Source organism: Arsenicicoccus sp. UBA6765, assembly GCF_002453335.1.
GTDB lineage: Bacteria > Actinomycetota > Actinomycetes > Actinomycetales > Dermatophilaceae > Arsenicicoccus > Arsenicicoccus bolidensis.
Map to the genome: position 1 here is coordinate 196,269 of NZ_DKGR01000033.1, position 13,567 is coordinate 209,835.

The 13,567-nt window shown below is 72.6% G+C and carries 8 protein-coding genes; 2 read left to right on the plus strand and 6 right to left on the minus strand.

Going from position 1 to position 13,567, the window contains the following annotated elements; all coding sequences use genetic code 11:
* Positions 1-161: 161 nt before the first annotated feature.
* Positions 162-1,103 (plus strand): beta-ketoacyl-ACP synthase III, encoded by a 942-nt coding sequence (locus B4K29_RS10020; RefSeq protein ID WP_019285099.1) that lies wholly within the window; start codon positions 162-164, stop codon positions 1,101-1,103.
* 165 nt (positions 1,104-1,268) lie between these two features.
* On the opposite strand, the gene B4K29_RS10025 is transcribed toward B4K29_RS10020, so the two are convergent.
* Positions 1,269-2,045: a Rossmann-like domain-containing protein gene (locus B4K29_RS10025; RefSeq protein WP_286959113.1), complete on the minus strand. Its 777-nt coding sequence runs from the start codon at positions 2,043-2,045 to the stop codon at positions 1,269-1,271.
* Positions 2,046-2,053: 8 nt separating this feature from the next.
* Positions 2,054-3,988, minus strand: a complete 1,935-nt coding sequence (locus tag B4K29_RS10030; RefSeq protein WP_286967200.1) for a penicillin-binding transpeptidase domain-containing protein — start codon at positions 3,986-3,988, stop codon at positions 2,054-2,056.
* 201 nt (positions 3,989-4,189) lie between these two features.
* Between B4K29_RS10030 and B4K29_RS10035 the strand changes: the two genes are divergently transcribed.
* On the plus strand, positions 4,190-4,630 hold the full coding sequence (locus B4K29_RS10035) for a nitroreductase/quinone reductase family protein (RefSeq protein WP_286961698.1): 441 nt from the start codon (positions 4,190-4,192) through the stop codon (positions 4,628-4,630).
* On the opposite strand, the gene B4K29_RS10040 is transcribed toward B4K29_RS10035, so the two are convergent.
* The 4 genes from B4K29_RS10040 to B4K29_RS10055 form a co-directional block, all read right to left on the minus strand.
* Complete coding sequence (locus B4K29_RS10040) at positions 4,623-6,968, minus strand: glycoside hydrolase family 31 protein (RefSeq protein ID WP_286967201.1); 2,346 nt, start codon at positions 6,966-6,968, stop codon at positions 4,623-4,625. The genes B4K29_RS10035 and B4K29_RS10040 overlap by 8 nt on opposite strands.
* A 60-nt stretch (positions 6,969-7,028) precedes the next feature.
* Positions 7,029-9,659 carry an aminopeptidase N gene (gene pepN, locus B4K29_RS10045; RefSeq protein ID WP_286967202.1) on the minus strand — a complete coding sequence of 877 codons (2,631 nt, stop codon included), beginning with the start codon at positions 9,657-9,659 and terminating at the stop codon, positions 7,029-7,031.
* A gap of 30 nt (positions 9,660-9,689) precedes the next feature.
* Positions 9,690-10,712 (minus strand): glycoside hydrolase family 3 N-terminal domain-containing protein, encoded by a 1,023-nt coding sequence (locus B4K29_RS10050; protein ID WP_286967204.1) that lies wholly within the window; start codon positions 10,710-10,712, stop codon positions 9,690-9,692.
* 339 nt (positions 10,713-11,051) lie between these two features.
* Positions 11,052-13,376, minus strand: coding sequence for an ATP-binding cassette domain-containing protein (locus B4K29_RS10055; protein WP_286967206.1), 2,325 nt, complete (start codon positions 13,374-13,376; stop codon positions 11,052-11,054).
* Between the last annotated feature and the right edge of the window lie 191 nt (positions 13,377-13,567).

Consider the following 13,567-nt stretch of genomic DNA (forward strand, 5'->3'; position numbering starts at 1 on the left):
CCCCGCCCGTTACGCCATAGGGGGGAGCGGCATCCGTGACCACGCGTCGCCACAATCCGTCAACCTCCGGCGAGACGACGCCGATTCTGCGTACCCAGGGGTAACGCGCATGCTGGGGCGAACCGACGCATCCCGTCCACCGTTGCCCGAGGAGCCCACCCGTGATCGGTTCGACCATCGTGTCCGTGGGCCACTACCAGCCCGCGCGCATCCTGGACAACGACGAGCTGTCCCGCCTGGTCGACACCAGCGACGAGTGGATCACCCGCCGGGTCGGCATCGCGCAGCGCCGGGTGGCCGCCCCGGACGAGACGGTCGCCGACATGGCCACCGAGGCCGCACGGGACGCCCTGCAGGACAAGGGGATCGACCCCGCGGGCATCGACCTCGTGATCGTCGCGACCTGCACCAACCACGACCGCTCCCCCAGCACCGCCGCCCAGGTGGCCCGCCGGCTCGGGCTCGGCTCGGCGCCCGCGGTCATGGACGTCAACGCCGTCTGCTCGGGCTTCTGCCACGCGCTGGCGCTCGCGGAACAGGCGATCGCCACGGGCAGCGCCACGCGCGCGGTCGTCGTGGGTGTCGACAAGTTCACGGACTTCATCGACTGGAACGACCGCACGACGTGCATCCTCGTGGGCGACGGTGCCGGGGCCGTCGTGCTCGAGGCGTCGCCGGAGCGCGGGGTCAGCCCCGTGGTGTGGGGGTCGGTGCCCGAGATGGGCGACGCCGTCGTCATCAAGGAGCTGCCCGACGGGTTCAGCCAGCAGGGCCAGGCCGTCTTTCGCTGGACGACGACGCAGCTGCCGGCCATCGCCCGACAGATCTGCGAGCGGGCCGACGTCGCGCCGAGCGACCTCGCCGGGATCGTGCTGCACCAGGCCAACCTGCGGATCATCGAGCCGCTCGCGGCCAAGATCGGGGCCACCGACGCGGTCGTGTCCACCGACGTCGTCGAGTCCGGCAACACCTCGGCGGCGAGCGTGCCCCTCGCCCTGTCCAAGCTCGTGCGCAGCGGACGGGTCGCGAGCGGCGCCCCGATCCTTCTGTTCGGCTTCGGCGGCGGGCTGGCCTATGCCGGCCAGGTCGTCCGCTGCCCCTGACCTGACCTGATCTGACCTGCCGCGTCCTCCCCCGGCTCGCGTGGTTCGCGCGGCTCGCGCGGCTCACCCGGCTCGCGCCATTGGTCACCAATGACGTTTTGGATCGTTCATAACACCCCTCGACACGTCATTGGTGACCAATGGCGGGTGGTCTGGGGCGGGCGGTCAGGCGGGGACGCGGAGGTTGAAGAGCGTCAGGGCGCCCCGCATCGAGGCCATCCCCTGCCCCTGCATCAGGGCGCGGCGGCACCAGGGCGCGTCGTAGACCAGCGACCCGCTGATCTCGTCGACCCGCCCCGCGAACGCCTCGGGCGCCAGCGGCGTGCTCGGCCCCACCAGCGTGGTGCGGGCGCCGCCGCTCAGCTCGAGCAGCCGCGGCAGCGTCTTGTTGGCCAGCGTCATGCTCGTGATGAACGCGTGGTCGACCTCCGGCAGCACGAACTCCGCTGCGGCGTCGGGCAGGTCACGACCTTGGGGGCGGCGCTCGAGGACCGTCAGGTCGCAGCGGGACGCGAGCTGGTCGAGGTGGCGGAAGCGCCCCACGACGGCCACCCGGCGCCCCTGCACGAGCTCCCCCGACCGCTCGAACGCCGAGGCGTCCCAGTCGATCACGTCACCGGCGTGCGCCTCGAGCCGCTCCTGGGTGTTGCACCAGGCGTTGATGGCGGCGAGCCCGATCGCGGCGAGGCGTCGGTCCCACGAGCGCACCAGCGCGGCCACGTCGGCGAGGTCCTGACCGACCACGTCCTGCGGCCCGTGCGGGTCGTCGCGGCCGTCGTCGGGCACGCTCGACAGCCCCGCCCCGCCGGCGTCGGTCTCGACGAGCGCCCACCGCGACACCACGCAGGTGGTGACGGTGACGCCGCGAGGCACCAGCGCCGTCAGGCCGTCATACAGCTCCCAGGGGGAGGTGTGTGACCGCGCTCCAGAGGTGGTCGTCATCTCGCTCCTCATCCCTGCAGGTAGGCCCTGAGGATCGGGCCGGCCGTGCGCGACCCGCCCTCCCCCTCGTCGACGAAGACCGCGACGGCGAGATCGCCTCGGGCCGCGACCATCCAGGCGTGGAGCTTGGGCGGGGTCGTCGTGCCGAACTCCGCGGTGCCCGTCTTGGCGATCACATCGCCGGGCAGGTCCTCGAGCGACGCGCCGCTGCCGCCCGTGACGACCCCGCGCATGAGGGTGCGCAGGGTGGCGGCCTCGGCGGCCGTGACCGGCTGAGCCGTCGCCGCCGAGGGCGTCGCCGTGGTCGGGGGCGTCGCGCTGGCAGAGGGCGTCGTGGCGCCGGTCTCGTTGGTGGGTATGACGATCCGCGGGGTCACCGGGCCGCCCTTGACCACGCTGGCGACCACCGTGGCCATCCCGAGCGGGCTCGCCGTGATCTCGCCCTGGCCGATCATCTCGGAGCCGGCCTCGACCTGACTGCCCGGCGCCGGCACGCCGCCGAGATAGGCGGGGACGCCGGCGGACGGGGTCGCGGTCAGGCCCAGCGACGCGGCGGCCCGCGGCAGCGCGTCGCCGGACGCCTTGTCGCGCGAGGCGATGAACGCCGTGTTGCAGGACTTGGCGAAGGCCGTGGACAGCGGCACCTGGCCGAGGCCGTCGGCGGGATAGGCGTCGTAGTTCTCGAAGGGCTTGCCGTCGACCGTGAGGGTCGGGGTGCACGGCACGGGCGTCGTGGGGGTCACGCCGCCGCGCAGGAGGGCCAGCGCACTGACGATCTTGAAGGTCGAGCCGGGGGCGTACTTGCCGAGCGTGGCGGTCGAGTATCCCTGTCCCCCAGGGCCGCTCGCGGCAGCGACGACCTCACCGGTGGAGGGGCGGACGGCCACGAGGGCGCTAGCAGGCTTGATCCCCGCGAGCAGCTGCTCGGCGCGGGTCTGCCGGGCGACGTCCAGCGTCGTCGTGACGTCCCGGCCGGGGACCGGCTCCGTGCTGTGCACCGGCTTGGCCGTGCCGGCGTGCACGAGCGAGACCGTGAGCCCGGGGGTGCCTCGCAGCGTCGCGTCCTGCGCCTGCTGCAGTCCGGACAGGCCGACGACGTCGCCGGCCGCGACCGCACCCTTGGACCGTTCGACGACCTCGGCGGTGGCCTCCCCCACGGTCCCGAGGATGGGCTTGGCGAAGGTGCGGGTGGGCGCGAGGGGGAGCTCGGCGTCCACGACCCCCACCCCCGGCGTCGAGGCGGTGAGGGCGTCGAGCCGGGCCAGGGTGGGGTCGCCCTGGCGCAGGACGATCGCCTCGACGAAGGCCTTGGGCCCCGCCGCCCTGACCCGCGCCGCGTAGGCAGCGGTGTCGGTGAGCCCGGCGAAGGCCGCGACCTTGGGCGCTGCCGCCAGGGCCTGCTCGGGCGTGACGGTCACCTTGTCGACGCCGACGCGACGCACCGGCCGGGGCTGGACGATGGCTGCGCCGCCGGCGCCGAGGACCCGACCACGGCGGGCGGCGGTGCGCTCCGCGCGGATCGTGTCCCCCTCCGTCGCACCCGCCACGACCGTCGCGGGGCTCCACTGCGCGCGCCAGGTCCCGTCCCGCTTGACCAGGGGGAGGGTCGTCTCGTAGCTCCAGGGCTTCGCCCCCGTCCCGGGCCAGGTCACCGCGAGGCGGGCCGTCGTGGACTCCCCCTCGTCGGGACCGGCCTGTCGCACGCTGACCTGCGGCTTCGTGCCGGCCAGGGGCTTGGTCAGGGCGGTCAGGCGGGTCGTGGCGGTGGCGGCGTCGACGCCGTCGACGGGCACGCCGGTCAGGTCGAGGCGGGCCAGGCCCTCGGCATACTGCCTGGCCACGTCCTGCGGGGCCGGGGTGTCCGAGGTGCAGCCCGCCACCCCCAGAGCGAGCGCGAGCGCGATCGCCCCCGCACCGGCCAGGCTCGTCGTCGTGCGGCGCACGGCACCCTCCCTCTGCTCGTCGGACCCAACCTAGCCGGTCGGCCCACGTGGCCCGCCGATCTCCGCCCCGGACGGCCCTCCCCACCTCCATGATCGTGAGTGTTCCGTCCAAGAATCTTGGACGAAACACTCACGATGTCGGTGGGTGCGAACTCGGACGCCCTTGACCTCAACCCAGGTTGACCATCCAGGCTGGGGTGCATGGGATCACGAGCACGCGCCGGGCCGACCAGCGACGGGGGCGTCCACCCGGCTCCCAGCCCACTCGATGTCGCCGCTCTGCCACCCACGGGCGTCTGCGACCTGACCACGACGGGCCGACGCAGCGGGCGCCCGCGCACCCTCGAGATCTGGTACGTCGTCCACGAGGGACGCCTGCACGTCGTCGGAACCCCTGGCCCTCGCCACTGGTTGGCGAACCTCGCGGCCGACCCGAACGCCCGGCTGCGCCTGCACGAACCGGACCTGGACCTCCAGGTCGTCGCGAGCATCGTGCGTCACCCGACCGAACGGGCGCGCCTCACGGACACCGCGTGGCGGGTCCGACCGTGGTACGCCGCGCAGGGATCCACGCGCGCCGACTGGGTCGACGGCGCACCCATGGTCAGCCTGGACGCCCTGTCAGGAGCTGCCGTCAGGTGACCGGCTCCGAGGCCGTGACGAGCTCGACCAGGCGACCGAGCAGGGCCTCGTCCAGGGAGAGGGCCATCAGCTGCGAGACCACGTGCGCGGGGGCGGCACCGGACGTGATCACCTGCAGCGCAGCGGACTTCGCCTCGAACTCCACCTGCGCGGCGTCGAGGACGGCATAGGTCGCGGCGTGGATGTCGTTGTCCGCCAGCCGATCTGCGCCCAGGATCCGGGCCTCGACCCGCTGGGCAGGGGTCACCCCGGTGACGACGGCGACGACCGTATGCCGTCCCTCGTCGGTCACCGTGTCGCAGTCCACCGGGACCCCGTCCACCGTGATCGCGAGACGGGTGCCTGCGGGCACCCCCACCACCGCGAGCCGCCAGGTGCGCGAGGCGGGCACGACGTCGGTCGCGCCCTCGGTGGGGCCGACCACGACGGTGCGCGCCTCCCACCCGAGGCGGATCGGCGTCCGCGCAGCCCGCAGCGCCGCCTGGGGTGCCCCGTCGTCCTCGTAGAGCGTGAACGAGCCGTCCGCGCCCGCGTAGCAACGGATCTCGAGGTCGTCGGCCTCGTCGACGGAGAAGTCGTCCCCGCCGTCCGCGGCCAGCGGGAGGATGGCGCCGGCGCGCGCGAGCACGGGGATCGTCGACAGGTCGCGGTAGGCGACCAGGCGGCGGTCGCCGGCATACCTCCAGCCGGTGGTGACGTCCCACCAGTCACCCGGCGGCAGCCACGTCTGGACGCGCCCGAGACCGCAGCGCGCGTCGCCGGGCTCGGTGATCGGCGCGACGAGCAGCTCGGAGCCGTAGAGGTAGGTGTTGCGCGCCTCGTAGGCCTCCTCGCGCCAAGGGAGCTCGTGGTAGAGCGGCTCCACGAGCGGCCGGCCCTGGACGCTCGCCCGCTCGGCCATCGTGTAGAGGTAGGGCACGAGGCGGTGCCGGAACCGAAGCCACTCGCCCATGACCCGCTCGGCGAGCGGGCCGTAGCGCCAGGGCTCCTTGCCGCTGAACGGGTTCGCCGCGCTGTGCAGGCGCGTGATCGGCGACATGACCCCGAGCTGGACCCAGCGCACGGCCAGCTCGTCGTCCTTGACGCCCCACATGTGGCCACCGATGTCGTGGCTCCACCAGCCGTAGCCGATGTTGGACGCCGTCGCGGTGAAGTACGGCTGGAAGGCCAGCGACGCCCACGAGATGACCGCGTCGCCGGAGAATCCCCCCGGGTAGCGGTGCGAGCCCGGCCCGGCGTAGCGGCTGAAGATCATGGGCCGCACGCCCGTCGAGGCCAGCTCGTGGAAGTGGCGATCGTTGAGCGCCCACAGCGGGTCCAGGCCGGGGAGCCGCGAGTAGGGCCCCGACTGCCAGTCGATCCACCAGAAGTCGACGCCGAGACGCTCCAGCGGGTGCGCGACGTGCTCGAAGAACGCTGCGAGATAACGCTCGTCGGTGACGTCGAAGGACAGCGGCGCCTCCGTCGCGGGGTCGACGCCCAGCGACCGCGCCATCTGCGGATAGGCCTCCTCGAACGCCCGCACCCCGTCCGCCGGGTGGTCGTTGAGCGTGACGCGCATGCCCCGATCATGAAGCCAGTCAAGGAAGCCCGCCGGGTCGGGGAACAGCTCGCGGTCGAAGGTGTAGCCCGTCCACCCGCTGCCGAACCGCGGGTCCGGGTCCGTGATGTGCCAGTCCATGTCGAGGACGGCGACCGAGAAGGGCAGCCGATCGCTCGCGAATCGCTCGACCAGACGGCGGTACTCGTCGTCGGAGTAGCGGTGGTAGCGGCTCCACCAGTTGCCCAGGGCGTAGCGCGGAACGAGCGGCGTCGGGCCGGTGAGGGCGTAGAAGTCGCGCAGCGCGGCGCGGTAGTCGCGGCCGTGGGCGAAGACGTAGAGGTCGATGGCGCCGGCAGGGCGGGGCTCGGGCCCGTCCTCGCCCTGCACGAGCGACCGGGAGTCGTCGAGGACGGCGAAACCGTTGCGGGACAGGACACCTGGCTCCAGCGGGATCTCTCCGTCGGCCTTGTCGAGGGTCCGCGCCGTGCCCCCGAGCGTCTCGAAGGGCTCGGCGAACCGCCATACGGAGTGGTAGCTGGACACGCCCCCGCGCACCTGGAGCGAGAGTCCCTCGGGGCTGAACGGCCCCTCGTCGTAGCTGAGGTGGAAGCCGTCGGTGACCACCTCGACGCCCTGGGTGGTGCGGGTGACCTCGGTCTGCACCTCGCCGAGGTCGCGGTGCAGCACGACCTGGGTCGGGCGGTCCTCGAACCTCCCGTCGGGGGACTGCTCGAGACGCACGAGCTGCGGGGTGAGGACGGTGATCCGGTAGGTGTCGCCGGTGACGGTCGTCATGCCCTCGAACCTACCGGCGGCGAGGGCATCGACCGGCCTTCGCACCGCAGGCTGATGCCTCTACCCCCGGCGGGTCTGGGCGCGGAGCGCGCGCAGGACGTGGTCGCACTGCTCGATCACCAGCCGCCGCAGCCCGCCCGGCGCCGACGGGTGCTCGTCGAGCCAGGCCTGCGCGGCGACCGGGACCGGGTGCGCCTCGGGCTCCTGCCCCGGCTCCAGGTCGGCGCCACGTGGGAACAGCCCGAGCACCGCTCGGGACGCGAGCTCCTGGCTGCGGGAGTCCCAGATGCCTTCCAGCGCAGCGAAGTAGGCGGGCACCAGCTCTGCCGACAGCGCCGCCTGACCCGGCTGGGCGTAGCCCGTGGTCCAGGCCGACACGAGATCGTTGGTGAGGCTGGTGTCCTCGACGACCGTGCGGAAGGCCTCGCGCTTGAGCTCGGCCCGCGGGTATGACGCGAGCGCCGCCCGGTGCCGCACCGGCGCCAGGGACGTGCGATCCTGCTGCAGCTCGGCGTCCAGCTCGCTCGGCGCGACGCGGTCCTGCGCGGCCAGCGACTGCAGGAAGGCCCAGCGCAGCTCGGGGTCCAGGGCCAGTCCCTCGACCTCGGCCGCCCCCTCGAGCAGCGAACGCACGCGGTCGGCGTGCCGCGGGCTCGTGGCCGACCCGGACGCGAGCACGCGTGCCCACACCAGCTGCGCCCCGGACCCCGGCTCGGCCGCCTCGAGCTCGCGCACCACCCCGTCGAGGAAGGCCTCGCGGATCGCCGGGCGGGAGGAGGCCGGGGCATAGGCCTCGACCGCGGTCTGGGCGTTGGCGGTCACGTTGGCCAGCAGGGCCACGTCCTCCTCGCGGGGCGCGTGGTCGAGCACCAGGCGCACGTAGTCCTCGGCGGGGAGCTCTCCGTCGCGGCAGGAGTTCCACAACGCCGACCAGAGCACGGCGCGGGTGAGGGACGACCCGATCGAGCTCAGGTGACCGCGAGCGGCGGCCAGCGAGCGGTCGTCGAGCCGCACCTTGGCGTAGGTGAGGTCGTCGTCGTTGACCACGACCAGGTCGGGCACCGGCAGGCCGGCCGCCTCGGTCACCTCGTGCTCGTCGGTCGTCAGGTCCAGCTCGATCCGCGAGGTGCGCTCCAGCGAGTCTCCTTGCAGGGCATACAGACCCACGACGAGACGGTGCGGGCGGGTCACCGGCTCACCCGTCATCGCGTCGACCGCCTCCTGGCGCAGCACCAGGCGCTCGACCACCCCGTCGCGCTCCACGACCTCCGGCGTGAGAGTGCCGATGCCGGCCGTCTGCAGCCAGAGCCGGCTCCACCCGCCGAGGTCGCGGCCGGACGCCGCCTCCAGGGCGGAGAGCAGGTCCGCGAGCCCGGTCGAGGAGTAGGCGTGGTCCCGGAAGTACTGCCGGGCGCCCGCGAAGAACTCGTCCTTGCCGACGTAGGCCACGAGCTGCTTGAGGACGGACGCGCCCTTGGCGTAGGTGATCCCGTCGAAGTTCTGCTTGGCGGCCTCGACGTCTGGGATGTCCGCGACGATCGGGTGGGTCGTCGGCAGCTGGTCCTGCAGGTAGGCCCAGGCCTTGCGCCGTGCGCAGAAGGGGGTCCACGCGTCGGTGAACTCCGTTGCGCGCGCGTTGGCCTCGGTCCCCATGTAGTCCGCGAAGGACTCCTTGAGCCACAGGTCGTCCCACCAGCGCGGAGTCACGAGGTCGCCGAACCACATGTGCGCCATCTCGTGCAGGATCGTGTTGGAGCGCAGCTCGTGCTGGGAGCGCGTCGCCGCGGACTGGAAGACGTAGCCCGCGTCGCGGAAGGTCACCAGACCGGGGTTCTCCATCGCGCCGAGGTTGTACTCCGGCACGAAGATCGAGTCGTATTTGCCCCAGGGATAAGGGAAGTCGTAGTGCTCGTGGAAGAAGTCCAGGCCGCGGCGCGTGGTGTCGAGGATCCGCTCGCCGTCGAAGGACCCCACCAGGGAGCGGCGGCACAGGGCGGCCAGCGGCACCTCGAGCTGCGTGCCGTCGGGGCCGCCGCGGCGCCATACGTCCTCGACCCGGTGGTAGGGGCCGGCGGCCACGCAGGTGATGTAGGTCGACAGCGGAGGCGTGGGCGCGTGCACCTGTCGCACCAGCTGGACCCCGTCGTCCCTGGTGCCGGCCGAGTCCCGTGACGCCACAGGCTGGTTGGCGAGCAGCTCCCAGTCGGCGCGGCCGGTGAGCACGACCGTGAACCGGCCCTTGAGGTCCGGCTGGTCGAAGCCCGCGAACACGCGGCGGGCGTCGGTCGGCTCGAAGTGCGTGTAGAGATAGACCTCGTCGTCCACGGGGTCCTGGTAGCGGTGCAGACCCTCCCCGGACCGCGAGTAGGCTCCCTCGCCCTCGACCGTCACCACGTTGTCCCCACCGACGCCGTCCCCACCGACGAGCAGGCCCCGCAGCTGCACCCGGTTGCCGTCATGCTCGACCTCGACGTCCGTGCCGTTGACCTCGACGCGGTGGACCACCGGCCCGAGGAAGTCCAGGAAGGTCTCCGGCGTCGTGGCGGCGAAGGCCACGGTGGTGCGGGTGGGAAAGGTCGCCCGGGCGAGATCATCGGCCCCCGACAGGTCCAGCTCCACCTCGTAGGTCGCGACGCGCAGGTGCTCGGACCGGTGCTGCGCCTCGCTGCGCAGGAGGTTGCGGGTGCTCATGGCGCGACCTTATCGGCCCGAGGAGACTGGTCAGCAGCGTGGGGGCAGCAACCCCTGGCGCGCCTTGGTCTCCAGCACGGTCAGGGCTGCCCGTCGCACGCGATCGTCGAAGCCACGATCCCGACGGGCTTGGGCCATCAGGGCCTGCACCATCGTCGGAACGCCCTCGGGGATCGTGGTCAGCAGCACGTCCACCCCCGCAGCCACCGACCGAGTCGCCAGCTCGTCCGGTGAAAAGACACGTGCCGCCCGGGCACGACCCAGGTCGTCGGTGATCACCACGCCCCGAAAGCCCAGCGCCCGAACGAGGCCGACGACCCGTGGCGACATCATGGCCGGCACGCCCGGGTCGATCCGGGCGTAGCGGGCAGACGACATCATCACGAGCGGAACGCCCGCCTCCACCTGCGCCTTGAAGGTGCCGAGCGACGGAGAAGACGCGTCGGTCGACGTGTCCGTCACCACGTCGGTCGTGTCGGTGTTGTCGGAGACCAGCCCGAGGCCGGGGAAGTGCTTGGCCGTCGCCGCCACACCGGCGTCGGCCATACCCCTGGTGAAGGCCGTGCTGGCTGCCGCCACGGCCCCGGGGTCGTTGGCGAACTGCCGGTCGTAGCGTCCTATGGGTCGATTGGCGGGGGCGGCCGAGGCGTTCACCACCGTGTCGACGACCGGCGCCAGGTTGACGCCGACCCCGGCCGAGGCCAGGCCCCGCCCCCACTCCGTGGCCCGGGAGCGCAGCTCGGACGTGCCCCATCCGCCCTGCACGAGCGCCGAGGGCATGGTCGGGAAGCCGCTGCCCCGAAGCACCTGCACCTGCCCGCCCTCCTGGTCCGTCGAGACCCACAGGCGAACCCCCGCGGTGCTGGCGTCGTCCGCCGCCTGCTGCAGCGACCTCGTCTGCGCGGCGACCGCGGCGTGGTCCGCCCGCGAGGGTCCCCGGAGAAAGACGTTGCCGACGTGCAGGCGACGGATCTGCCGGCGGACGACGGAAGAGTCGCCGCCGGCGGGCACACCCACCATGACGAGCTGACCCACTCGCTGCTCACGGGACATGGCATCGACCAGGCGCGACGCGGTGCACCCCTCGCCCCCACTCGCTCCGGCGGCACGGGAGGGTGTCCCTCCCGTGGGGGTGCCCGTCGGGAGCGCTCGCGACGACTGGTGCGGTGGCGCCGGGGTCGACGATCGCCCGGCGCTCCCCGCCCCCGCCCCGTCACCGGTGCGCAAGGACGCCGAGGTCGAAGGCCTGGAGGCACCTCCCTGGGACTGCTGCCCGGCCGGGGCCGGGTCCACGGGGACCGTGCAGGCGCCCAGCCCCGCCACGAGGCTCAGGCAGATCAGGCGCAGGCACGTGGGCACGGCCAAGGACGATGGAGTTCGCAAGACAGCTCCTCAGATGGACGACTTCTGCCGGTGCAATCGCAGGACGGCGACCGCCAGGCTCACGGAGGTGATGAGGGTCAGGCACGCCGCGCCGAGGAGCCACGCCGTCGGCGTGTGGGCCCACAGACCGTCCTGCGGCAGGGTTGGGTTGAGCGATCGCAGATCGATCGTCGAGGCCCCCTGGGCGTATCCCCAGCGGGCGGGCACCAGGGCGGCGAGCGCCTCCATCACGGGTCGACCGGTGACCGTGATGAGGCCTCCGCACATGACGAGCTGGCCCATGACGCTCACGACGAGCACGGGCATGGCCTGCTCGTTGGTGCCGACGATCGCCGACAGCATCAGTCCGACGGCGGCAGAGGCGAGGGCCGTCCCGCAGATCGCGAGCAGCAGCTCAAGGGTGCCGTTGCCGAGCAACGAGGCGGCGTGCGGCGGGGGCTTGCGCAGCAGCACCACGCAGAGCAGGAGCAGGCTCTGCACGAGGGTGAGGACCAGCAACACGCAGAACTTGGCGGCGAGATAGATCGCCGGGGAGAGCCCGACCGCGCGTTCGCGCAGGAAGATGGCGCGTTCGCCGACGAGCTCCCGGACCGAGGCAGACATGCCCATGAAGGCCGCGCCCACGACCAGGATCACCAGCAGCTGGGACGGCTCCCCGAGGGCATCCGTCGCTGGACGACGAAAGCCGGTGGATCCCGGGATGGCGAGCGCCATCAACGCCAGCACCAGCGGCATCACCACCGTGGACAGGGCGTACGAGCGATCGGCGAGCACGATCCTGGCCTGGCGCCGCACGAGGGTGCTGAACTGTCGGAGCGTCCGCTGAGGGACGACCGGCAGGTCCGGGGCACGGTCCTCCCCGACCTGATCGGCGTGGTCCTGCGGAGGCTGGCCCAGTCGCCGCGTCGCAGAGAACGCGGCGGCCGCCCCCTCGGGGTCTTCGTCCGTGACCCGGAACACGTCGGCGTAGTCGCGCACCCGGAAGTGCCCCAGCAGCCGGCCCGGCCTGCCGAAGTAGGCCACGCGGCCGCCCGGTGCCAGGACCAGGACGTTGTCGCACATGTCGAGGTTGGCGACGCTGTGCGTGACCACGATGACGATGCGGCCCGAATCGGCCTGCTGCCGCAGCAGTCCCATGACGCTGCGGTCGAGGTTGGGGTCCAGGCCCGAGGTGGGTTCGTCGAGGATGAGCAGGTTGGGCTGCGTGAGCAGCTCCATGGCGACCGACGTGCGCTTGCGCTGGCCGCCCGACAGCCTGCTGATGGGGGTGCCTGCGTGCTCGTCGAGGCCGAGGTCCCCGAGGACGCGATCGACCTCGGCCTCGCGCGCCTGCGACGTGTAGTCGCTTGGCAGCCTCAGCTCCGCCGCGTAGTCCAGGGCCTGGCGCACGGTCAGCTGGCGGTGCACGACGTCGTCCTGGGGGACGACCCCGATGCGCTGCCGGAGGCTGGCCTGGTGTCGGTAGAGGTCGGAGCCGCCGTACATCACCCGTCCCCGGGTAGCTGGGGCCGTCCCGGTGAGCGCCCGCAGCAGTGTGGACTTGCCGGCGCCCGACGGACCGATGACCCCCAGGAGGCTCGACGCGGGGACAGCCAGCGTGACATCGTCTAGGAGGACCTTGCCCGTCGGTAGCGTGAACCCGATCCCCTCGACGCTGAGGACGGCGTCCTCGTCCGACGCCGGGACCAGTGCTCCGTCGAAGGTCTGAAAGGTGGTGCGCCCGATGGAGAGTCGATCCCCGGGCGCCATGAGGGTGGTCGTCACGGGGGCCCCGTTGACCTGGACGCCGTTGCGACTGGACAGGTCCGAGACCTCGTAGCACTCGCCACGTCGCACCAGTCGCGCGTGGTGTCGGGAGACGAGGGGGTCCTCGAGCACGATGGAGTTGTCCGCCGAGCGGCCCACAGTGAGCGGCACCCCCTCCTGCCCCGTGATCGCCTCGCTGGGCGCACCGGTGTGGTCGGTCATCAGGATGGTCACCGTGGGGCCGTCGAGGCTGCCGAGCGACAGGTCGGTCGTGGCGCAGACCTCCTCGCGGGTGACCCGACGCCCGTAGCAGTAGGTGCCGTTGGTCGTGCCGGCGTCCTCCACCTCGAGGCGTCCGTCGCCGTAGCAGCGGACCGTCAGGTGCACCCGTGACACCCGCGGGTCGAGACACTCCACATCCGCCTCGGACCCACGTCCGACGGTCACCACGGCTCCCGGCGCCAGGTCGACGACGGCAGCGCCCAGGCGCACCACCGCCAGCGGCGTCGATCGCCCGAGGGCGTCGGATCCCCCCTGCGGCTGCGGCTCGGGTGACCCCCCGGTCGGTAGCAGCTCAGATGTCGCCACGGTTCCCCCTTGCTCGACGAGCGAGGGCCGCCGGCGTCTCGCCCCGCCCTGTGCCAAGGGTAGGCAGAGACCGGGTCCGGCGGGGTGGCGATGGGAATCCTCGACACGGATTCGACCCGGCTTGCGCCGGTCGGGCGAGAGACCGCGCTGCACGCATCACCCCATTGGGTCGATAGAGCCCCGTTGAGTGG